Below are 22,632 nucleotides of genomic sequence, written 5' to 3' on the forward strand. Positions count from 1 at the left end.
GATTAACCGGCCATGAGAATTCCCGAAGGAGCGACAGATCCCAAGACACGGAAACGCCTGCGGCGGCCCGACATGGTTGCCCAGCAGATCCGCGAACAGATCGTCGAAGCCGGTCTGCGCCCCGGTGACAGGATCCCCGCCGAATGGCTTCAGCCGGAAACGGTCAGGGTGTCACGTGGTTCACTGCGTGAGGCTTTGAAGGTACTGGAGTTCCAGGGGTTGATTTCAACACGCAGCGGCCCGGGCGGTGGTGTCTTCGTCGCATCGGTGGAACCAGGTGAAGCCATCCGCATGCTGGACAATCTGTTCCTGTTCGACCAGCCGACGATTGCCGACATCTACACACTCCGGAAACAGCTTGAGCCGGAACTTGCCGCCTCGGTTGCCGGAACACTGACAGACGAAGGTTTTCAGGCCTTGCAGGGCTGCATCCGGCTTTACGAGGACGAGCCCAAGACGGCGGAAGAAGAATATTCGCAGCGCCTGGCCGAGCTTGATTTTCACGAAGAACTGGCCCGGCACTGCAAGAACCCGATCCTGGCCTTCACATGTTCCTTCCTGCTCAGCCTGCTACGCGACATGACGGTCTGCCGCTCGATCTACAAGGAACCGAACCCTGCCCTGCGCGAAACGGGATTGCACTATCAGGTGCAGTTACTGCGGGCGATAAAATCGGGTGATGCCGAGCTCTGCCGCATGATCATGCGTGGTCATATGATCGAGGCGGAAAAATACATGAAGGAACGTGCCGCCATGCGCACACGCGGCAGCACGACGGCGCAAGTGGTCTCGTCCACGAGCAGCTAGGGCACAAGAGCCGCTCGCCTTTCCTCGGTCCGGCCTTGCGCTGCCAATGGGCCCATCAACCTGGCCGGAGCCTGCTCGAACGTGAATTTTCCATTCTTCATCCCCCAGACCGGCCGGATGATTTCCGAAACGATCTGATGTCCGCTCATGGCCGGCAGCGCCACGAAGGTGGCCGCTTCGCCGACTTCTATCCTGTGAGCCTTGTTGATCAGCCTCCGTGGTGCAGCCGTTACCATGTCAAAACAGGCCTTCAGGTCTTCCGCTGATCCGAGCTGGTGAACATTGGCATAAAGATTGGCCATGCGCGGCAAGGAGCAGTCGCCATAGGGCGTGAAGGGATTGAGCACGTTGTTTGTTGCGACCGTGCAGCAAACGCCGTGTTCATGAAAGACATGCGCCGGCGCGACCCCGCGCGGCACCAGGCTTTCGCTGCCGCGTCCCATCAGAAACAGATCCGTCGACGGCAGGACGGTAAGCGCGATTTCAGCGCTTTTCAGAATTTGCACCGCCTCCAGAAGGTCCTTTCGGGAAAGGGCCGACAGCTTGGTGACATGGCCGATCGCGACCCTTCCCTGCCAGCCGAAGGCGACTGTCTGACGGGCGATTTCATCAAGATGACGCCAGGATGGATCGAGATCGAAATCCAGATGGAAATCGAGATCGACATCATGGCGCTCGGCCATTTCGAACAGACAGGCAATCTGGCCATTCGGATCGCTGTCCGTGTAGGGACACCCGCCCAGCAGGTCCGCTCCGGCTGTGAGCGCCTCTTCCAGCAACTCGGCAGTACCCGGGTTGTTGATCAGCCCTTCTTGCGGAAAGACACATATCTGCAGGTCCAGCGCCCAGGCGAAATCCTGCTTCAGCCGCTGAATGGCGTAAAACCCCGTCAGGCCGATGCCCGGATCGATCTCCACATGCGTCCGGATGGCGTTGGTGCCCTGGGTAATGGCCTTTTCGAGAACCTTTCGACCACGGTCGTAGACGTCTTCTTCCGAAAACCCTTTCTTTGCCTCCGCAACTGACGAGATCGCTCCTTCCAGCGTACCTGTCTCGTTCCGACAGCGGTCGAGAATGCAGGCCTTGTCGAGATGAAGATGGCTCTCGACAAACCCCGGCACCAGGAGAACGCCGTTGCCATTCAGTTCTTCCGCACTCGTGGGCAGGTCGGCTCCTATCGCCGAAATCTTTCCGGCCCTAACAGCAATATCGACAGCCGCATCAGCGCCCTCCAGCAGGACGTTCCGGATTACTAGCCCGCTCATACCCTCGCCTCCATGCGAGTTTCCTGTTCATTGGCGGCGCCGAGATAGGCCGCCGTCAGCCGCGGGTCCGAAGCCAGATCCGCAGCCTTGCCTTCAATCACGATACGGCCTTGCTCCAATACGTAGGCGTAATCTGCAACGGCGAGAGCAAGCGTCGCCATCTGGTCGACAAGCAGAATGGTGATGCCTTCGTCCCGCAACTCACCAAGGATCGCATAAAGCTCCTCAACCATCGCCGGAGCCAATCCAAGCGAAGGTTCGTCCAGGAGCAGGATCTTGGGTTTTGCCATGAGACCGCGGGCAATTGCCATCATCTGCTGCTCACCGCCCGAAAGAAGCCCTGCGCGGCTGTGCAACCTGTCACGCAGGCGCGGAAACCGCTTCAGATGAGCTTCCAGTTCCGAGCTGTTGACATCCGAATGTCTCTTGTAGGCACCCAGTTCGATATTCTCGCGCACTGTCAGTTCCGGAAACACCTGGCGACCTTCGGGAACCAGCACAAGACCACGCCCGACGAGCTCATGCGGCTGCATGGCCTGTGTCTGCTCGTCATTCAGGATTATGCTTCCGGTGACCGGCCTGTGCAGACCCGAAACGGCAGAAAGAAAAGTCGATTTTCCTGCACCATTCGCCCCGAGCAGAGCCACCATTTCGCCTGGCCGCACCTTGAGTGATACCTCCTTCAACACCGGAGCCGCGCCATATCCTGCAGTCAGCTTCTGTGTCGAAAGAACAGGCGTTTCTTCCGTATGCAGCGGTTTTATGCGCGGGAAGGCCGTGGCGCCACCGGTGCCGAGGTAGGCTGCAATCACTGTTTCGTTTGCCTGGATCTCTGCCGGGGTGCCAAAGGCAATAGGCTTGCCGGCGTCAACTGCCTGGATCCGGTCCGAAATCCCCATGACCAGCTCCATGTCATGTTCGACGAGCACAACTGCCGGCCCCAGGTCGGCAATATCCCGCAGCAGCATGGCGAGCTTGTCCTTGTCGGCTCGCATCAGTCCGGCTGCCGGTTCATCCAGAAGAAGGATGTCGGGTTTCAGGGCAAGCGCACGTGCGATCTCCACCAGCCTGCGGTCGACATGCGGCAGATCACCGGCACGCTTGTCGAAGTCACCTTCATAGCCGCAGTATCGCAACAGTCCTGCCGCCAGCGACAAACGATCTGGCGACTGAATGTCGGACCACGGGTCGCCGAAGGCACCGCGCCCCAGCCCGGAGACGACATTTGCAAGCACCGTCAGGTTCTCGAAAAGTTTAGTCGTCTGGTAGGTCCGGGCAATCCCGGATCGGGCAACCGCATGGGCCGGTAGCCCGGCAAGGTCCCGGCTTCCAAGCAGGATCTTTCCCTGCATTGGACAGTAGAACCCGCCTATCATGTTGAGGACGGTGGTCTTGCCCGCACCGTTCGGACCGATGATGGATGTTACCTCGCCGGGCACGATCCGGAAGCTGACGCCATCGACTGCCCGAACGCCGCCGAACGAAATGCCGAGGTCTTCAATCTCCAGTGCACTTGCGGAAAGCCCGCCCTGGAGGAACTGCTCGATGTCTGCGGAAGAAACCGGCGTCACGCTTCGGCTCGGCCTCGGAATGTAAGACGCCACCGTGCCGACCAGCCCGCGAGGCGCGATCAGCAACACGCCCACCAGCAAACCGCCAAAGAACAGCAGCCGGTATTCTGCAAGATCTGAAAGGAACTCCGGCAGCAGGACGGTTACCAGCGCACCGGCGAGTGGCCCCAGCACGGTGCCGGCGCCGCCGATCAGGATTGCGAAGAGAAACAGGATCGACTGCGAGAAAGGGAAATTGCTCGGCGCGATGAACATCATCAACGGTGCAAACAGACCGCCCGCAAGCCCGGCCATCGCCGCCGCAATGGCAAACGCGGCCGCCTTGACCGCGAAGGGCCGATATCCAAGCGAGGCGGCTGCGGTTTCAGCATCGCGTACGCCCGTCATTGCCATGCCCCAGCCGCTTTCGGCCAATCGGCGAAACAGGTAGAGAGACAATCCGGCAAGCAGGATGGCCAGCACCACCAGTTCCCGCTCACTGAACACGAAGCCCAGGATCTCCGGCATCGGAAAGCCCATGAGGCCATTCTGACCGCCAGTCAGGGAACGCCATTCCACCGCGCCGTGTTCGACAATGAACGCGAAGGCAATCGTGACCATTGCCAGAAACGGCCCCGCCATACGGACGGCAGGCACCGCCAGCAGAACGCCCGCGATCCCCGCCACGAGTGCAGACAAGGGCAGTGCCAGCCAGAAGCTCAGGCCAGACAGGGTCATCACCGCCACACCATAAGCGCCGATGGCAAAGAAACCCACCTGGCCAAGTGAGACCAGACCAGTCAAACCATAAAGAACGTTGAGACCTGTCCCCAGGATGGTCGTGATTGCAACAAGGCCGATGACGAACTGCGTGTAGCCACCACTTGTCACGGCCATCGCACAGGCTGCAATGGTCAGAACGAGCAACGAGCTATCGAGAAGAATTCGCTGGTTCAGAAAGGGCACGGCTCTTCCTCAGACTTTCTTTACGGCGGGACGACCGAAGAGGCCGTCCGGCTTCAATGTCAGTGCAAGGATGATCAGCGCAAAGACAACGATGTAGGTGGAAGATGAGCCCAGGTAGGCCGTTACCAGGGCTTCCGTCACCCCATAGAGAAAGCCTGCCAGCATGACGCCGGCTGCCGATGTCATGCCGCCCAGGATTGCCACCGCGAAGGCCTTGAGCCCAAAGAGCGTTCCCATGTCCGAATGCACGGAAAACAGCGGCGCGATCAAAAGACCGGCACATCCGGCAAGCATGGCCGAAATCGCAAAGGAACCGGACACCATCATGGTTGTGTTGATCCCCATGAGCCGTGCTGCCTGATTGTTCTGGACGACGGCAAGCAGCGCCCTGCCCTGCAAGGTCTTGCGGAACAGGAAGTGCAGCGCCAGAGCAACACCGATGGCGGCAATCGGAATAAGCAGTTGCTGCGGATAGATGCCTGTGCCGGCGAACTGCCAGGTGGTCTGCGCCAAAGGCGAAAACAATGTCCGCGGTTCGTTGCCGAAGCTGAAGAGAACAGCGTTGTCGAGAAAGATGCCGCCCGCGACGGTCGCCATCAGCCAGGCCTCCGACTTGCGTTCCACGAAGGGACGAACCAGAAGTATTTCAACAAGCACGCCAAAAAGGCCACAGCAGGCGATCGCAAGCGGATAAGCGATCAGCCAGTTCAAGCCGAGCCGTTCGGTAAAGACAAAGCCCAGAACCGCGCCCAGCATGACAACGCTGCCTTGCGCGAAATTGACGGTGGAAGAAACGGAATAGGTGATCTGAAAGCCGAGCGCGATCAGCCCGTACATGCTTCCAAGGCCAATGCCGGTGACAAGGGCGGCGATCAAGAGGGTCATGGGTGGGTCCTGGCGGGTGAAACGGGATCAGGGCTAATTCAAAGGAAAGAAACCTCCCGCGGGCCTGCCGCGGGAGGTGACATCATCAATCTTCAATCGGGATGATTTCGCCTTCGACGAACTGCGCGAAGACATAGTCTTCAGGCGCGATCGCATCCTGGTCTTCCGGCGAGAACGGGTCGGTGTAGGTCTTGATCAGGCCTTCGATGTTCTCGATGTCGTACATCGCCTGTCGGATAGCCGGACCATCGGTGGAACCGGCCTTCTCGATGGCAGCAGCCAGCAGAAGCATGGCGTCATAGGCATTGGCGATACCGGTTGCGGGTGTCACATCGGCCATGGTCTTGATTTCGGGAAAGCTTTCCTGAAGCTTCGAGAACATCGCCTCGCCCTTTGCATCGCCCTCCCGGAAAAGGTAAGTCTGGATGAAGTGGAGCTTCTCGCCGCTCTTGCCGGCCAGTTCCGTGAACCGTCCGCCTGCCGGGCCCCAGTGCGATGCCATGGCAACATCCCAGCCCATCCGGTCGAGTGATTTCACCACCTGTGCGGTCGGGGCAACGTTTGCCACAACAAACAGGCCATCCGCGCCGTTTTCCTTGAGGCGCGTGAGCTGCGGTACGACATCGACGTCATTGGACTCGAACTTCTCGATACCCGCATGCTCCATGCCGCGCTTCTCGAGCGCTTTCAAAAGCCCCTTCTCGTTGGACTCGCCCCATGGGTTGTTGATGAGGATCATCCCCGGTTTCTTGGAGCCGTATTTGGTGACCAGATACTCGGTGATCGCTTCATCGACATATTCATCAACGGCGGAGACGCGGAAGATGTAGTTCTCTTCAGCGCCGTTCTTGGTGATGCCGGTGCCTGCAGCCCACGGGCCGACAAAAGGCACCTTTGACTGGTTTGCAAAGGGAACGATTGCAAAGGAGACCGGCGTGTCCAGACCGCCGATCAGAGCCGCAACGCCTTCGCGCTGGACAAGCTCACGTGCGGCGACAAGCCCCTTTCCCGGGTTGCTTTCGTCATCGCGGCTTACAAGTTCAAGCGGTTTGCCAAGCACACCGCCCTTTTCGTTGATCTCGTCAATAGCGATGGTCAGGCCACGTGTAATTGCCTGTCCGGACTTGGCGGACTGACCGCTGAGCGCGGCAACAAGGCCGATCTTGATTGTATCGGCGGCGAAGGCCGGAAGGCTGGTGGCCAGGGCGAGGCCGACAGCACCTGACATCAGGACGCGGCGTGTCACCTTCGGAAATTTGCAAGCGGATTTCATGAACGGCTCCTCTGGTTTTCCGGACGACACGTCCGAACGCCATATCAAGAGCAAGTCAGATGCCAGTTTACTGATCTCTATACATTTCAATTACTTATCTAATTTCAGCCTTTAAAGACCTTCGATGACATCAGAATTTCGCTTAAATTGCATGCAATCTTTGCATACAAAACTTGCATGCAAAAAACCGGACAGGATTTATGCTCCGGAAGGCCATTTTGAAAAGGACGCCCCATGCTGGACAAAAACAAGGACGCTCTTCCCGAGGAAGCGCAGATCGTCAGGGAATATCTCGACGCTTCCATGAAACCCGATCCGGATCTCGCTGCGACATACGTTGCCGACGATGTGACGATCACGTTTACAGGCGGACGGGTATTCAACCATCCCTCAGGTCCGACCGGCTTTAACGCGAAGCGGTACAAGTGGGTAAAGAAGAAGATGGACCGTTTCGACGTTGCTCACGGGGCGGACGGTGTTGTCGTCTACTCTGTCGGGACGCTTTACGGTGAATGGCCGGACGGAACCGCCTTCGAAGGCAACCGGTATGTCGATCGGTTCGAAGTGCATGACGGCAAGATCACAAAGATGGATGTCTGGAACGACAGCGCGGAGCGAATTCTCACCCGCATGGGCATTGAAGCCTAGTCGTCTCCTCGAACGGCGCGGACGTAAGGTTCCAGGGCATCGAGATAGATGCCCTGCCCCTTGTTTTCGGGCTTGATCAGCGCCCGGTCCGCCACGGCCCCCAAGTGGTGTCGCATGAGATCCCTGGCCCGATCCTCATCGCCCTTGGAAAGAGCATCAATAATTTCCCGGTGCTCCTGGATCCCGCAATCAGTGGAATGCGGCCGTGAGTAAAGCGCCAGCGTCAACCCGCATCTATAGCCGACATCTTCCACGTAGCGGATCAGAACCGGACTTTCCGTGAGCTGCGCCATGAGAATGTGGAATTCCGTGGCAAGCCGGATGGAGACAGGCTCAGGTCCCTTTTCAGCGGCAATTTCCTTGTCTAGATGCGCATTCAGCGCATCAAGGTGCTTCTGGGAAAATTCAGCGCTCAGCCGGGACACCACGAGGTCTTCGATCTGGCATCGCAGATCAAACAGATCCCGCGCCTCTTCCAGGCTGGGGGTTGCGACAACGGCTCCCCTGTTCCGTCGCAGTTCGACAAGGCCTTCCGCTGCGAGCCGTTCCAGTGCCTGGCGCACGATCGTCCGGCTCGACCCGAAACGCTCACCCAGCGAATCTTCCGGCAATTTCATGCCCGGTAACAGGGCACGCTCAAGGATGGCACTGCGCAGGGCTGCGCAAATTTGTTCGGAACGATTCATCAGTGCTTCGGATCACCAGCTGATTTGCCGCTCAAACAAATCAAATAGCTGCAGGTTTGCCAAGTGTTCGAATGCCTCGATTTTCAGCTCCGGCCATTTCCCCTTGGACAGAGAAGACCTGATGGAATTCAAATCCTTCTCCTTGCCCGATCTGACGGCCTGTTGCCCGAAAAACCTGCCCCACTCCGATGAGGACCGGACCTTCCAGTCCGAGCAAATCGACACCGCGTTCAAGTTCGTCCAGTGTTCCCGACCAACGCTTTTCGTCGGTGCGGGATATTCCCGAAACGGCAACGACGGGGGTCGTTGCGGACAAGCCTTCGGCAACAAGCCGGTCTCTAATACGGCCAGCCATGCGCGCCCCCATGTAGAAAACGGTCGTGGTGGCCGGGTCGGTGAGCGCAGGCCAATCTACGGTTTCCGGCAAATCGCCCTTGCGCGAGTGGCCGGTGACAAACCTGACCGACTGAGCATGGTCACGATGCGTCAGGGAAACGCCAAGGCGTGCCGCCATGGCAGAAGCCGCCGTGATGCCGGGAACAACGGTTGCCGGGATGCCTTCGGCAGCAAGACGGTCGAGCTCCTCGCCACCACGACCGAAGATCATCGGATCTCCGCATTTGAGCCGCACCACGTGTTTGCCCTGTCGTGCCAGCAAAACCATCATGTCGTTGATGTCTTCCTGGCGGCAACTTTCCCGGCCACCTCTTTTTCCGACCAGCATCCGCCTGGCTTCTCGACGCGCAAGTTCGAGAACCGCGTCATCAACCAGATCATCGAAGAGGATGACATCAGCCGATTGCAGCGCACGCACGGCTTTCAGTGTCAGGTATTCCGCATCGCCCGGACCTGCACCCACAAGGGTGACTTTGCCTGCGGCAGACGTCCTTGCATCCTCCAGAAGTGCTTCGGCGAGATGCTCTTCTTCTTCAGGCGCCGACTTGCCCGAGAAGGCAAGATCGGAGATCCGCTCCCAGAATCGGCGCCGCTGTGCCCCCGCGTCCAGCAGGGAAAGCGTCTTTTCCCGCAACCGGCTCGCCAGCTGCGCCCATCCTTGCAGACTTTCAGGCATCAGCGTCTCGATCCGCCGTCGGATCGCCTGTCCAAGAATCGGCACGACCCCATTGGTCGAGATACCGATCACGACCGGTGACCGGTTGACGATGGACCCGAACTGGAAGTCGCAATAGGCGGGGTTATCGATCACATTGACCGGAACCCCCATGCGCCGCGCGGCCAAAACAAACGCTGCGGCTTCTTCGTCACTCTCTGCATCGGCAATCGCAAGGGCTGCGTCTTCGAAGTCTTGCTGCGACCAGCAGTACCGGTGAAGTATGAAACGCCCCTTGATGCTGCCGGCCGCAAGAAGTGCCTCGAAAGCCGGCTCCAGCCCCGGTGCATGCACATGTACGTCTGCCCCTGCAGCGGCCAGCAGCTCCGCCTTCCAGGCGGCGGCTTCCGTGCCGCCTGCCAGCAGGACTTTTCTTCCTTCAAGCGGAAAGAACAGCGGCAGGCTTGCAAGAGCCCCCACGCGTGCCGGACGGCTCCGGCGCTTTACCTCAGCTGGCTTGCGCAATGTCGGCATCATCGAGGCTTTCCTTTGCAATTTCATCGAGAAGCGTCTGGATTTCCGAGCGGCAGGAGCCGCAATTTGTGCCGGCTTTCAGTGTTTCACCGATCGCACCGACACTCGTCGCACCGCAGCGTGCGGCTTCGGCAATCTGGTTGCAGCCGATCTGGAAGCAGGAGCAGACCAGCGCCCCCGGATCCGGCCTGTCTGCCGGCACCCGTCCAGCAAGAACCCGTGCCCGCTCCTGCGGCGAAACGGGCCCCTCATCCAGAAGCCCACAAGCCCATTGGCGCGAGACTTCCACCGGGGATCCGGAAAAGAAGAACGCTGCCTGCAGCACATCGTCCCGCCACTCAGCCAAACGTCTCCAGCCAGCGGCACCATCCGATATATCGGTCGTCTCGTTGCTGGACGAGGTCAACGTAGCTGCGATTTCCGCGAAATCCGCATCGGCTTTCGCCGCGAACTCAAGCCGGTAACCGCCTGGAACAGGAGCAAGGGCCCAGTAGTCGGCAGCGATCTTCTCCGGTCGCTGGCGCAAGACGGCAAAACCGAACCAGGCCATTTTCGCTTTTGCCACCGCCACAGGCGTGAACTTGGATCCTGGCTGTCCGGAATGGGGGTCTGTCTCGGGCGCCATGACCGCATCGATGCGGGCTTTCGATGCAAGCTGGTCGGTCCAATGCATCGGCACGAAGACTTCTCCCGGGGCGACCCGGTCTGTCAGTAGCGCCCGCACAATTACGGCCCCATAAGGGCTTTTGACCGTCACCAGGTCTGCCGGGTCGATCCCGAGCTTTTCGGCATCGATCGGGTTGAGTTCGGCAAAAGGTTCGGCAAAATGCGCGGTCAGGCGCGGCGTCTTGCCGGTGCGCGTCATGGTGTGCCACTGATCGCGGATCCGGCCCGTGTTCAGGGAGAACGGATAGCGGCGCTCTGTTTGCCGCGGAGCCTTGAAAACGACAGGCACGAACTGTCCCTTGCCGCTTTCCGTGAAATACCCACCTCCGGCAAAGAACCTCGTATCGGCCGGTGGCATTCCCACCGGTTGCGGCCACTGAAAGGGCTCCATGGCATTGAAATCGGCATCGGACACGTCCCGATAAGAACCGATATCGAAATCACGGCTGCCTTCGTTCCGATAGCCCGAAAGCTCCGCATGCTCACGGAAAATCGCCGCAGCCCCTTCATAGGAAAAGGCCCCGGCAAAGCCCATGCGCCTTGCGACTTCGCTCAGGTGCCACCAGTCGGGGCGAACCTCACCGGGAAGCTCCAGGAACGCACGCTGTCTTGAGATCCGGCGCTCGGAGTTGGTAACTGTTCCGTCCTTTTCACCCCATGCGGCTGCAGGCAGCAACACGTTCGCATGAGGAACCGTGTCAGCTGCCCGCGTTACTTCCGAAACGACAACAAAAGGACATGCTTCCAGGGCTTCTGCCACGCCATCTGCATCCGGCAGACTGTCCACCGGGCTTGTCGCCATGATCCAGAGCGCCTTGATCCGGCCTTCCCGCACGGCCTTGAAAAGCTCAACAGCTTTCAAGCCGGACCGATCAGCCACGACCGGGCTTTGCCAGAAGTCCTGCACGATCCCGCGGTGCTCGGCATTTTCCAAAGCCATGTGGCCGGCGAGCATATTGGCCAGTCCGCCAACTTCCCGGCCGCCCATGGCGTTCGGCTGACCCGTGACGGAAAAAGGGCCCATGCCGGGCTTTCCGATCCGTCCAGTTGCCAGATGTGTGTTGACGATGGAATTGACCTTGTCCGTGCCTACGACTGACTGGTTGACACCCTGGCTATAGACGGTGACTGTCTTTTCCGTCCGGGCAAACATCTTGTAGAAGAGTGCGATATCCTGACGTGACAGGCCGGTCTTTTCGGCTATCTGGCCGATCTCGCAGGGTCCTGCAGCCTCAACTGCCTTCTCAAGTCCTTGAGTGAAGCGATTGACATAGCTGTCATTCACGACAAACGCTTCCGCCAGAAAGGCGAGCAGCCCGTTAAAGAGGGCAACGTCCGTGTCGGGCTTCAATTGCAGGTGCAGATCGGCGATGGCGCAGGTCGCTGTCTTGCGCGGGTCCACTACGACCACCCGCAACGCCGGGTTTGCAGCCTTGGCCGCTTCAAGGCGCTGGAACAGGACCGGATGACACCAGGCGAGATTGGAGCCGACCAGCACAACAAGGTCTGCCAGTTCAAGATCTTCATAGGTTCCCGGAACCGTGTCCGAGCCGAATGCCCTGCGGTGCCCGGCAACCGAAGATGCCATGCAAAGGCGGGAATTGGTGTCGATATTCGCCGAACCGATGAACCCTTTCATCAGTTTGTTGGCGACGTAATAGTCTTCGGTCAGGATCTGGCCGGACACATAAAACGCAACGCTATCTGGTCCATGTTCCCGAATGGCATCCTGAAAGTTGCGCGCGACAAGATCGAGCGCGTCATTCCAGTTGGCGCGTTCGCCGTCGATTTCCGGATAGAGCAGTCTGTCATCCAGCGAAAGCGTTTCTCCAAGGGCCGAACCCTTGGAACAAAGCCGGCCGAAATTTGATGGGTGCTTGGGGTCACCTGCAACAGTCACCGTCCCGTCCGGGTGCCGGGTCGCGAGGACGCCGCAGCCGACACCGCAATAGGGACAGGTGGTCCGGATTGTTTTTTCTTGTTCGGTCATGCCATCAATCCCGGTTCTTGATTTACCAGGCGTTGTAGCCAAGGTATTTGCCCGACATCTCGATCTTCACCCGGTCTCCCTTGGGGTTCTCAACACGGGTTACCGACATGTCGAAATCGATGGCCGACATGATGCCGTCGCCGAATTTCTCATGGATCAAAGCCTTGATTGTCGGGCCGTAGACACCGACGATTTCATAAAGACGGTAGATGCACGGATCCGTCGGCACGGTCTGCGACCAGATCTTTGTTGGGCTCTCCTGCAGTACTAGCGCCGCTTCCTGCGGCAGACCGAGTGTCTCCGTGATTGCCTTTGCCTTGTCTTCCGGCATGGCGTTCATGCCCATGGCCGCCGAATGGGTCCAGACAGGCGACATGCCGATCGCTTCGGCAATGCCTTCCCATGTGAGCCCCGCCTGGCGCTTCGCCGACAGGATCATGCTGGTAACGTCTTCACGGGTAAGAGCGGTCATGAAAATCTCCTATGAATTGCCGAAGAGTTGAAACAAGAGGATGGCGCAGAGCACCGCGAGAACAGCAGAGACGATCTGCCAGAAGCGGACCGGATCCCGTTCCGCCAGAGGGACAAAACGATCTGAACTGAAGGCCGGGTTCGGGCGACGAAGATCTTCCAGGAAGGCGCTCAGCGCTTCGTAGCGCTTGCCCGGCACGGGATGAACCGCGCGGCAAAGCGCACCATCGACCCAGTCCGGAACACGTTCCGTGACAGCTGTCGCACTGCGATAGCGCAGTGCAGCCTGAGCCCGCTCACTCGTTGCCCTGGCAACGGCCGCACCATAGGGCAAACGCCCAGTCAGCATTTCATAGGCGATCACACCGAGCGAAAACTGGTCGCTGTACTCAGTCCCGAGGTAGCCGAGAAACACCTCTGGCGCGGTATATTGGTGAGTGCCGAGGATCTCACCCTTGTCGAGCGAAGGAGCGGCTTCCATCACGCCGGAGATCCGCACCGACCCGAAATCGATGATTTTTACCGTGCCGGACGTGTCGATCATGATGTTTTCCGGCCGCAGGTCCTGATGGACCATTTCCTTGCGGTGGAAGGCCATCAATCCCCTGGCCACCTGCTCCAGAATCCCGCGCACGGTCTCAAGGCTGGGGTGAGGATTGTCGATCATCCACTGGCGAAGCGTCTGGCCTTCGACAAATTCCGTTGCCAGAAAAAGCGTCTGACGGCCCTGCGGATAGGTGGAAGCCTTCAACACATGCGGCGATGAAATCCGGCGTGCAACCCACTCCTCCAGCGCGAACCGGCGCAGATAGTCTTCCTCTCCGCGTAAATCGAGCGACGGAAACTTGAGCGCCACCGGTTCGCCGGTTTCTTCATTTTCCGCCAGATAGATGTGGCTGCGGCTGGTGGCGTGCAGGCCGCGCATCAAACGAAACCCTTCATGGGTGCCAGGCACCTTCGGCAGCGGCGCCGGTGGCAAGGTGCCTTCCCCGTTCAAGAGATCATCTGCACCGGGTTCCGCGATGTCGATCACCCGCACGATCTGAACGGTCAGATTATCGTTGCTGCCTGCAGCCAGCGCCTTTTCGACAAGTGTCCTGGCTGTCTGATCGAGTGCTTCGCCAGCCAGCACGGCGTCGGCCATATCCTTAGCCCGCAAGAAGCCATGGACACCATCCGTCGTGAGGACAAACAGATCGCCCGGACGAAGATCGAACACGGCATAATCGATATCGACAGATTGCCCGACCCCCAGAGCCCTGCCGAGATAACTCTCCTGTTCGGAAATCCGGACAGTGTGGTCTTCCGTCAGCTGTTCCAGGCTCTGGCCGGAAAGACGCCAGATGCGGCTGTCACCGACGTGGAAGAGATGTGCCTTACGCCCCTTCAGGACCAGGGCAGAAAAGGTGCAGACATGGCCCCTGTCGAGATCGTCGACCTGTTTCGTCTGGCTGAAAAGCCAGGAATTGGCGGCAGAGATCACCCGGATGGCAGAGGTCTTCACTGTCCAGGCTTCAGAGGTGCAATAGTAATCGGAGAGAAAGGATTTGACGGCCGTTTCGGCTGCGACATGCGCAACCGGACTGGAGGAAATGCCGTCCGCGACAGCAAGTGCGATGCCCTTGTGCACCAGGGCCGGGCCGTCCGGCACCATGGCGCCATGAAAGTCCTGGTTCAGGGCTTTCCGTCCGGCAGACGAATGCTGGCCGGTCTCGACGCTCAAGGTGGTATGGCGGACTTGCATCAGCACGGGAAATGGCTCCTCGGGAAAAGACGCTCCGCCGCCAATGACGGCGGAGCGTCGCACTTATTCGGCAGGCGCTGCGACCGGCGCCTTTTCGTAGCCTGCCTTGCGGGATGGCGACGTCTTGTAGTGGGTGGCGTAGATCATGCCGCCGACGAAGGTCAGCCCACCGACCAGATTGCCGACAACAACCGGAATTTCGTTGTAGGCAAAGTAGTCGAACCAGGTGAAGTTGCCGCCGAGCATGATGCCGGACGGGAACAGGAACATGTTCACGATGGAGTGCTCGAAGCCGAGATAGAAGAACACCAGGATCGGCATCCACATCGCCATGATCTTGCCGGAAACAGAGTTCGACATCATCGCGGCCACGACACCGGTCGAAACCATCCAGTTGCACATCACTGCGCGGATAAAGACCGTCAGCAGTCCCGCCCAGCCAGCGGCGGCATAGCCGAGCGTCCGGGTTTCACCGATCTGGCCAATCTTCTGACCGACGGCGTTCGGTTCCTGGCTGAAACCCATGGTGAAGATGATCGCCATGAAGACCGCCGTGGTCAGGGCACCTGCAAAGTTGCCAGTAAAGACCAGGCCCCAGTTCCGGAACACACCGCCCCAGGTGCAGCCCGGACGTTTAGCGATCACGGCCAGCGGCGCCAGCGTGAACACGCCCGTCAGAAGGTCGAAGCCCAGCAGATAGAGCATGCAGAAGCCGACCGGGAACAGGATCGAGGCGACCAGGAAATTACCGGTATTGACGGCGATGGTCACGGCGAAGGCGGCGGCAAGGGCAAGGATGGCGCCTGCCATATAGGCCCGGATGAGCGTGTCCTTTGTGGACATGAAGATCTTCGCTTCACCGGCGTCGATCATCTTGGTGGCAAATTCCTGTGGCGTTACATATGACATCTGAATTCCTTTCGCGAGAGTGCTCGGCCGGTCAGACGGCTTCGTGGGAATAGGAAAGGTCGATAAGGATCCGGCCGTCCTCCAGCCGGACGGGGAAAGCTGCCGTGCGGCCTTCGTCAGCTCCTTGCGCGGCTCCCGTTTCCAGGGAGATCACCCAGTTGTGCAACGGGCAGGTCACACATCCGTCATGCACAATGCCCTGACTGAGAGGCCCGTTCTTGTGCGGGCACTTGTCTTCCAGCGCAAAGACGTCGTCCTTGGCGGTGCGGAAGATGGCGATGGTCATGTCGCCATTCTTCACGCACCGCGCTCCCTCCCTGGGAATGTCTTCAAGGGTGCCGATATGGACCCAGTTACGGATGTCGGCAGTCATTCGGCAGCCTCCTTCGTCAGAACAGCCATCGGCTTGAATTCATGCTTGTCCTTGCCGGAGACACGCTCCGACCATGGGTCGACCTGGGCGAATTTCTGGGAGAAGATGAAACGGTCAAAATACGCCACGCGCATCGCCTTATCGTCCATGATCTGCCGACGGATCTCATCCAGACCTATGCGTTTCGCCCACTTGTAGATCCGCTCCAGGTAGTGGCCCTGCTCGCGGTACATCTGGGTGAGCGCAGCAACGTGCTCGATCGCCTCGTCCTCGGTCTTCACCAGGCCCAGAACTTCCGTACCCTTGATGTCGAGACCGGCAGCTCCGGCGAAATGGATCTCGTAACCGCTGTCGACGCAGATGATGCCGATATCCTTGCAAGTTGCTTCCGCGCAGTTTCGCGGGCAGCCGGACACCGCCATCTTCAACTTCGCCGGGGTCCATGAGCCCCACATGAACTTTTCCAGCTTGATGCCGAGACCGGTGGAATCCTGCGTGCCGAACCGGCACCAGTCCGTCCCGACGCAGGTCTTCACCGTTCTCAGACCCTTGGCGTAGGCCTGCCCGGAAACGAACCCGGCCTTGCCGAGGTCTGCCCAGACTGCCGGCAGGTCTTCCTTCCTGATGCCAAGCATGTCGATGCGTTGGCCACCGGTGCATTTCACCGCCGGAATGTTGAACTTGTCGACCACATCGGCAATCGCCCGCAGTTCCTTGGACGAGGTCATCCCGCCCCACATGCGCGGGACCACCGAATAGGTGCCGTCCTTCTGGATGTTGGCGTGGACACGCTCGTTGATGAAACGGGACTGGTAATCATCCGCATATTCATCCGGCCAGTCGGAGACCAGATAGTAGTTGAGTGCCGGCCGGCACTTGGCACAGCCGCCGGAGGTGGTCCATTCGAGTTCCTGCATCACTGCCGGAATGGATTTCAGCTCCTTGGACTTGATCAAGCGGCGGACCTCGTCATGGCCCAGGTGCGTGCAACCACACATCGGCGTCACGGCCGCCGGGTTATAGGCATCGCCCAAGGTCACCTGCATCAGTTGCTCGACCAGCCCCGTGCAGGTGCCGCAGGAGTTCGAGGCCTTTGTGTGGGCCCGAACACCGTCCAGGGTCGTCAGGCCCTTCTCCTTGATCGTCGTAACGATCTTGCCCTTGCATACGCCGTTGCAGCCGCAGATTTCCGCATCATCCGGCAAGGCTGCAACGGCCGCCGTAGGGTCCAGCGGGGACCCTCCCTGGTAAGCCTGACCAAAGATCAGCGTCTCGCGCATGTCCGAGACGTCGGCACCTTTTTTGAGGAGGTCGAAGAACCACGGACCATCGGAGGTCTCTCCGTAAAGGACGGCACCGACGATCTTGTTGTCTTTCAGCACGATGCGCTTATAGACGCCGGCCGACGCATCACGCAGCACGATCTCTTCCCGGTCGTCGCCTTCGGAAAAATCGCCTGCCGAATAGAGATCGACACCTGTCACCTTGAGCTTCGTCGCGGTGACCGAGCCCGTGTATTCGGAAGAAGCGCCAAGCAGATTGTCGGCAATCACACCCGCCATTTCATAAAGCGGCGCGACAAGCCCGTAACACATGCCACGGTGTTCGACGCATTCCCCGAGCGAGAAGATGTCCGCATCGCTGGTGCGCATGTCATCGCCAACCAGCACACCGCGATTGACATCCAGCCCGACCTCCCTGGCAAGGTCGGCCGACGGGCGGATGCCGACGGCCATGACGATGATCGAGGCTTCGATCTCGGTGCCGTCGTCAAGGCGGATGCCCCTCACCTTGCCTGCATCATCACCCAGGATTTCATGACTGTTTGCCTTGGTGCGCACGTCGATGCCGCGGCGTTTGAATTCCGCTTCGAGCAGGAATCCCGCAGCCGGGTCGAGCTGGCGTTCCATCAGAGTCGGCATCAGGTGCAGAACGGTGACGTCCATGCCCTGCATCTTGAGACCAGCCGCCGCTTCAAGACCCAGGAGCCCACCGCCGATGACGACGGCACGTCCGCCCCGTTTGGCGGCATCCAGCATCTTTTCCACGTCGTCCAGATCGCGATAGGTCAAAACGCCATCGAGGTCCTTGCCAGGAAGCGGAATGATGAAGGGGGAAGATCCCGTCGCGATCACCAGCTTGTCGTAAGAGGCGGTAATGCCGTTATCCGAGGTCACCGTTTTGGCGTCCCGGTCGATCTCGGCAACCCGGGCTCCCTTGTGAAGCGTCACGCCATGTTCGGCATACCAGTCGTCGCCATGGGTGATGATGTCCTCGTATGACTTCTCGCCTGACAGCACGGGCGACAGCATCAGCCTGTTGTAGTTGACCCGCGGCTCTGCATTGAAAATGGTGACGTCATAAGCATCCCTGTCTTTTTCGAACAGGTTTTCGAGCATCCGCCCGGGTGCCATGCCGTTGCCGACGATGACAAGTTTCTGTTTTGTCATGGCTTTTCTCCAGACTTTCATTCGGCTGCTTCGGCCGCCGCGGTTTGACGGGCCATCCGTGCGGCCCGCTTTTCCTGAATGGATTTCAACTGGTCTTCGCTCGGGTCCGCACCGCCTTCATAGGCTTCCAGGAAGTCCAGAAGCTCCTCGCGGTAGGCGTAATAATCCGGGTGGGCGAGCAGCTCCTTGCGCGACCTCGGCCGTGGCAGGTCCACTTCCATGATGTTGCCGATGCGGGCATTGGGCCCGTTCGACATCATCACCACCCGGTCGGCGAGCAGGATGGCCTCATCGACATCATGCGTGACGCAGACGGCCGTCACCTGGGTGCGCTTCCAGACGTCCATCAGGACGTCCTGCAGCTCCCAGCGGGTCAGGCTGTCGAGCATGCCGAAGGGTTCGTCCAGCAGCAGGAGCTTCGGCGACAGGGCAAAGGCCCGTGCAATGCCGACGCGCTGCTTCATGCCGTTGGAAAGCTCCGAAGCAGCCTTTTGCATGGCGTCCGACAGACCGACCTTGCCGAGGTAGTATTCAATCACGTCCCGCTTTTCGGCCCTGGAGGCATCCGGATAGACCTTGTCGACCCCAAGCTCGACATTCTCGTAAGCTGTCAGCCAGGGCATCAGGCTCGGCGCCTGGAAAACGACGGCTCGGTCCGGACCGGCCTGCGTCACATGAGTGCCGTCCAAGACGATGGCACCTTCGGTGATCTTGTTGAGGCCAGCCACCATGGACAGGACCGTCGACTTTCCGCATCCGGAATGGCCGATCAGGGTGATGAACTCGCCCTTCTTCATTTTCAGATCGAAACCGTCGACAACCGTCAGCGGTCCTTTCGGCGTCGGATAGACCTTCTTCAGCTGAGAGAAATCGAGATAACGGTCCTGAACCGCGGATTCCGATGCCCGCTCATAGGCCGCCGGAAGCTTGTCGGCTGGCTTCGGACGCTGGGTGATCGGAACGATGTCCGGCAGAACGATTTCCCGCTCCAGATCAGCGCCACGCTCGGCACCAGCCTCCATCAGGTATTCGGTGACTTCGGCACGCAGCCGAATGAAGTCGTCATCGTGATTGAGTTCACCGCGATCGCGCGGCCGCTGAAACGGCACCTTGAACTCCGGACCGAGCGTTGCCGGTGTGCCGGGTTTCAGGGGTATGATCCGGTCTGCGAGAAGGATCGCCTCATCGACATCGTTTGTGATGAGAATGATGGTCTTCTTCTCTTCGTCACAGATCGCGGCGAATTCGTCCTGCAGCTTCGCGCGGGTCAAGGCATCAAGAGCGGACAACGGCTCGTCCAGCAGCAGAAGTTCCGGCTGCATGGCAAGTGCCCGTGCCACGGCAACACGCTGACGCATGCCACCGGAAAGTTCCGACGGCTTGCGGTCCCTGGCATGCCCCAGACCAACCATCTCGATGTACTTGTCGCAGATCGCCTTGCGCTCTGCGGCGCTCTTCTTCTTGAAAACGCTGTCGACGGCCAGCGCCACATTGCCGAACACCGACAACCACGGCATCAGCGAATAGGACTGGAACACAACGCCCCGATCCTGGTGCGGCCCGTCAATTTCCTTGTTCTTGAAGATGATGCCGCCCTTGTCCGGCTCGATGAGACCGGCCAGCAGGGAGATCAGCGTGGTCTTGCCGGTGCCGGAAAACCCGACGATGGCAATGAACTCGCCCTCTTCCACTTTCAGATTGATATCGTCCAGCACATCCGTCCGGGTGGCATTTTCGCCATAGGATTTGGAGACGCCGGAAATTTCCAGAAAGGACATATCCGTCTCCTTAGCGATTGGCCGAGAATGTGAAGGCGCGCTGCAGGGCAAACATCAGCCGGTCGAGCATGAAGCCGATGATGCCGATGGTCAGGACAGCGACCATGATCTTTGCGAGCGACTGGGAAGAACCGTTCTGGAATTCGTCCCAGACGAATTTTCCAAGCCCCGGGTTCTGCGCCAGCATTTCCGCCGCAATAAGCACCATCCAGCCCACACCCAGCGACAGGCGCAGCCCGGTGAAGATCAGCGGCAGAGAGGACGGCAGAACCAGCTTGGTAACGGTCTTCCAGGTCGGCAGCTGCAGAACACGGCCGACATTCATCAGGTCCTTGTCGACCGAGGCCACACCCAGCGCGGTGTTGATCAGGGTCGGCCACATGGAGCAGAGCGTCACGGTGACGGCGGAGATCAGCAGGGATTTAGACAGCCAGTCGACAGGATCGGCATAGGTTGCCGAAACGATCATCGTGACGATCGGCAACCATGCCAGCGGCGACACCGGCTTGAAGATCTGGATCAGCGGATTGATTGCGCCGTTGAAGGAGCGCGACAGACCGGAGGCGATGCCAAGCGGCACGGCAATCAGCGTTGCGATCAGGAAGCCGAGGCCGACGGTTTTCAGCGAGGTGCCGATCTGGTCGATATAGGTCGGCTTGCCGGTATAGTCGCGCCACTTGATCTTGTCGGTCTTGCCTTCGGCTTCGTATTTGGCGTTGCGTTGTTCCTGGCGATCGTAGAAGGCAGCGGCCTTGTCACGCTCGCGCTCATGATCGTCCCAGAGGTTGACAGCCTGGCTCCAGACGGCCGCCGGCCCGGGAACTGCGCCCAGGGATGTCTGCACCTGGGGCGCCAGCGCTCCCCAGAGGACGAGAAAGGCGATGATGCCCAGGAGAGGAATTACGAGAACGCGTTTGAGTTCCCCCAGCTGCTCCTTCGGGCTGTCGCCTGCGGCAATTTTCAGGAGCGGCACGGTCCAGGAAAGGCCGAGCGCATCCAGCCAGCCAGCGGCCTTGTTGATCCGTGTGAAGAGCTTTTCCCGGCGTGCGGCACGGGCAAGGTCCTGACTGCCTGCGGTATCGGCATTGGCCATGTCGTCAATCCTTGTTCGAATTCTGTCGGTTCGTGTCGAATGAGAAAAACGAGCGGCGGGGCTGCAGACCGCCGCTCAAGTTTGGGGAAGATCAGCCGCCCACGACCTGGTTGCCGTCGACCACCTGCTTGCCTTTCAGGCCGATCGGAAGGCTGTCGATGTAGGCGTTCGGCTGCTTGCCGTCGTAGGGAATGCCGTCGATGATGTCCGCCGACGGGGTCGGAGCGCGGTATCCGTCTGTTTCCCAGGGGAAGTCTTCCTTGGCCACATGCCCTTCCTCGACCAGCATTTCTGCGGCTTTCAGATAGATGTCCGGGCGATAGACCGACCGCGCGACTTCGTCGTACCAGCTGTCGGGTTTGTACTCGGAAATCTGCCCCCAGCGGCGCATCTGGGTCAGGTACCAGACGGCGTCGGAATAGTAGGGATAGGTGGCGAAGTAGCGGTAGAAGACGTTGAAGTCGGGAACGTCTCGCTTGTCGCCCTTCTCATATTCGAAGGTGCCGGTCATGGAGTTGGCGATCACTTCAGCGTCCGCACCGACATACTCCGAGCGGGACAGGATCTCGACGGCTTCCATACGATTGGCGTTGTCGTTCTCGTCCAGCCACTTGGCCGCGCGGATCAACGCCTTGGTAAGCGCAAGCGTGGTGTTCGGATATTCTTCGGTAAATTCCTGCGTCAGACCGAAGACCTTCTCCGGATTGTTCTTCCAGATCTCGTAATCGGTGATGACCGGAACGCCGATGCCCTTGAAGACTGCCTGCTGGTTCCAGGGTTCGCCGACGCAATAGCCATAGATGGTGCCGGCTTCCAGCGTTGAAGGCATCTGCGGAGGCGGAGTGACCGAAAGCAGAGCGTCTGCCTGGATCTGGCCGGAGATATCCGAACTGGAATAGAAGCCCGGGTTGATATCACCGGATGCCAGCCAGTAGCGCAGTTCGTAGTTATGGGTGGAGACAGGGAAGACCATGCCCATGTTGAAGGGCTTGCCTTCAGACTTGAACTTGTCGACGACCGGCTTCAAGGCGGTTGCCTTGATCGGGTGAACCGGCTTGCCGTCGTCCTGCATTTCCAGGTGCGGCTTCATCATCTCGAAGATCTCGTTGGAAACGGTGATGCCGTTGCCGTTGAGATCCATGGAGAACGGCGTCACGATGTGTGCCTTCGTGCCGAAACCGATGGTGGCCGCCAGCGGTTGTCCGGCCAGCATGTGCGCCCCATCCAGTTCGCCCGTGATGACCCGGTCGAGCAGAACTTTCCAGTTGGCCTGCGGCTCCAGGGTGACGAAAAGGCCTTCTTCCTCGAAATAGCCGAGCTCATAGGCAACCGCGAGCGGAGCCATGTCCGTCAACTTGATGAAGCCGAAGGTGAGTTCGTCCTTTTCGACATCCAGCATCTCGGCATAGGCGCTGGATGCGGACACAAGTGCCGTGGCTGCCATCAGGGCGCCAAATGCGGTCCGGCGGGTAATATTCAGGGTCTTTTTCATT

At 59.4% G+C, this 22,632-nt stretch carries 17 protein-coding genes; 2 read left to right on the top strand and 15 right to left on the bottom strand.

Translation table 11 applies throughout. The annotated features are described in order from the left end of the window. The first annotated feature begins 12 nt into the window (after positions 1 to 12). On the top strand, positions 13 to 807 hold the full coding sequence (locus tag ACVDG9_RS14440; protein WP_168688144.1) for a FadR/GntR family transcriptional regulator: 795 nt from the start codon (positions 13 to 15) through the stop codon (positions 805 to 807). Here ACVDG9_RS14440 and ACVDG9_RS14445 read toward each other — a convergent pair. The 4 genes from ACVDG9_RS14445 to ACVDG9_RS14460 form a co-directional block, all read right to left on the bottom strand. Beyond that, complete coding sequence (locus tag ACVDG9_RS14445; protein WP_447238259.1) at positions 804 to 2,072, bottom strand: amidohydrolase family protein; 1,269 nt, start codon at positions 2,070 to 2,072, stop codon at positions 804 to 806. The two genes, ACVDG9_RS14440 and ACVDG9_RS14445, sit on opposite strands and share 4 nt — an antisense overlap. Beyond that, on the bottom strand, positions 2,069 to 4,519 hold the full coding sequence (locus tag ACVDG9_RS14450) for a branched-chain amino acid ABC transporter ATP-binding protein/permease (RefSeq protein WP_447238314.1): 2,451 nt from the start codon (positions 4,517 to 4,519) through the stop codon (positions 2,069 to 2,071). The genes ACVDG9_RS14445 and ACVDG9_RS14450 overlap by 4 nt, the downstream gene beginning before the upstream one ends. Before the next feature lie 78 nt (positions 4,520 to 4,597). After that, positions 4,598 to 5,473: a branched-chain amino acid ABC transporter permease gene (locus tag ACVDG9_RS14455; protein ID WP_447238260.1), complete on the bottom strand. Its 876-nt coding sequence runs from the start codon at positions 5,471 to 5,473 to the stop codon at positions 4,598 to 4,600. A gap of 85 nt (positions 5,474 to 5,558) precedes the next feature. Then, positions 5,559 to 6,746, bottom strand: coding sequence for an ABC transporter substrate-binding protein (locus ACVDG9_RS14460; RefSeq protein WP_055656609.1), 1,188 nt, complete (start codon positions 6,744 to 6,746; stop codon positions 5,559 to 5,561). Between the two features lie 234 nt (positions 6,747 to 6,980). On the opposite strand from ACVDG9_RS14460, the gene ACVDG9_RS14465 reads away from it, so the two are divergent. Then, on the top strand, positions 6,981 to 7,394 hold the full coding sequence (locus ACVDG9_RS14465; protein ID WP_447238261.1) for a nuclear transport factor 2 family protein: 414 nt from the start codon (positions 6,981 to 6,983) through the stop codon (positions 7,392 to 7,394). Here the strand turns inward: ACVDG9_RS14465 and ACVDG9_RS14470 are convergent. From ACVDG9_RS14470 to ACVDG9_RS14520, 11 genes are all read right to left on the bottom strand, one after another. Then, entirely contained in the window at positions 7,391 to 8,080 is a 690-nt protein-coding gene (locus ACVDG9_RS14470; RefSeq protein ID WP_023001129.1) for a GntR family transcriptional regulator, read from the bottom strand. The genes ACVDG9_RS14465 and ACVDG9_RS14470 overlap by 4 nt on opposite strands. A 40-nt stretch (positions 8,081 to 8,120) precedes the next feature. Further along, positions 8,121 to 9,665 carry a siroheme synthase CysG gene (gene cysG / locus ACVDG9_RS14475; RefSeq protein WP_447238315.1) on the bottom strand — a complete coding sequence of 515 codons (1,545 nt, stop codon included), beginning with the start codon at positions 9,663 to 9,665 and terminating at the stop codon, positions 8,121 to 8,123. Continuing rightward, the gene (locus ACVDG9_RS14480; RefSeq protein ID WP_447238262.1) at positions 9,640 to 12,321 is read right to left on the bottom strand and encodes a nitrate reductase; all 2,682 of its coding nucleotides are present in this window, start codon (positions 12,319 to 12,321) and stop codon (positions 9,640 to 9,642) included. The genes cysG and ACVDG9_RS14480 overlap by 26 nt, the downstream gene beginning before the upstream one ends. A gap of 22 nt (positions 12,322 to 12,343) precedes the next feature. Beyond that, positions 12,344 to 12,793: a cyanase gene (cynS, locus tag ACVDG9_RS14485; protein ID WP_023001126.1), complete on the bottom strand. Its 450-nt coding sequence runs from the start codon at positions 12,791 to 12,793 to the stop codon at positions 12,344 to 12,346. Between the two features lie 9 nt (positions 12,794 to 12,802). Beyond that, positions 12,803 to 14,536, bottom strand: coding sequence for a bifunctional protein-serine/threonine kinase/phosphatase (locus ACVDG9_RS14490; protein ID WP_447238316.1), 1,734 nt, complete (start codon positions 14,534 to 14,536; stop codon positions 12,803 to 12,805). A gap of 63 nt (positions 14,537 to 14,599) precedes the next feature. Continuing rightward, on the bottom strand, positions 14,600 to 15,445 hold the full coding sequence (locus tag ACVDG9_RS14495) for a formate/nitrite transporter family protein (RefSeq protein WP_055654787.1): 846 nt from the start codon (positions 15,443 to 15,445) through the stop codon (positions 14,600 to 14,602). A 31-nt stretch (positions 15,446 to 15,476) separates the two neighbouring features. Continuing rightward, positions 15,477 to 15,818: a nitrite reductase small subunit NirD gene (nirD, locus tag ACVDG9_RS14500; RefSeq protein ID WP_173013879.1), complete on the bottom strand. Its 342-nt coding sequence runs from the start codon at positions 15,816 to 15,818 to the stop codon at positions 15,477 to 15,479. Further along, positions 15,815 to 18,268: a nitrite reductase large subunit NirB gene (gene nirB, locus ACVDG9_RS14505; RefSeq protein ID WP_447238263.1), complete on the bottom strand. Its 2,454-nt coding sequence runs from the start codon at positions 18,266 to 18,268 to the stop codon at positions 15,815 to 15,817. The genes nirD and nirB overlap by 4 nt, the downstream gene beginning before the upstream one ends. 17 nt (positions 18,269 to 18,285) lie before the next feature. Beyond that, the gene (locus tag ACVDG9_RS14510) at positions 18,286 to 20,046 is read right to left on the bottom strand and encodes an ABC transporter ATP-binding protein (RefSeq protein ID WP_062488515.1); all 1,761 of its coding nucleotides are present in this window, start codon (positions 20,044 to 20,046) and stop codon (positions 18,286 to 18,288) included. A gap of 10 nt (positions 20,047 to 20,056) precedes the next feature. Next, a complete protein-coding gene (locus ACVDG9_RS14515; protein ID WP_023001120.1) occupies positions 20,057 to 21,139 on the bottom strand; it encodes an ABC transporter permease in 1,083 nt (360 codons plus the stop codon). Between the two features lie 91 nt (positions 21,140 to 21,230). After that, on the bottom strand, positions 21,231 to 22,631 hold the full coding sequence (locus tag ACVDG9_RS14520) for a CmpA/NrtA family ABC transporter substrate-binding protein (RefSeq protein ID WP_023001119.1): 1,401 nt from the start codon (positions 22,629 to 22,631) through the stop codon (positions 21,231 to 21,233). Position 22,632: the final 1 nt, after the last annotated feature.

Source organism: Roseibium sp. RP-7 (assembly GCF_053005225.1).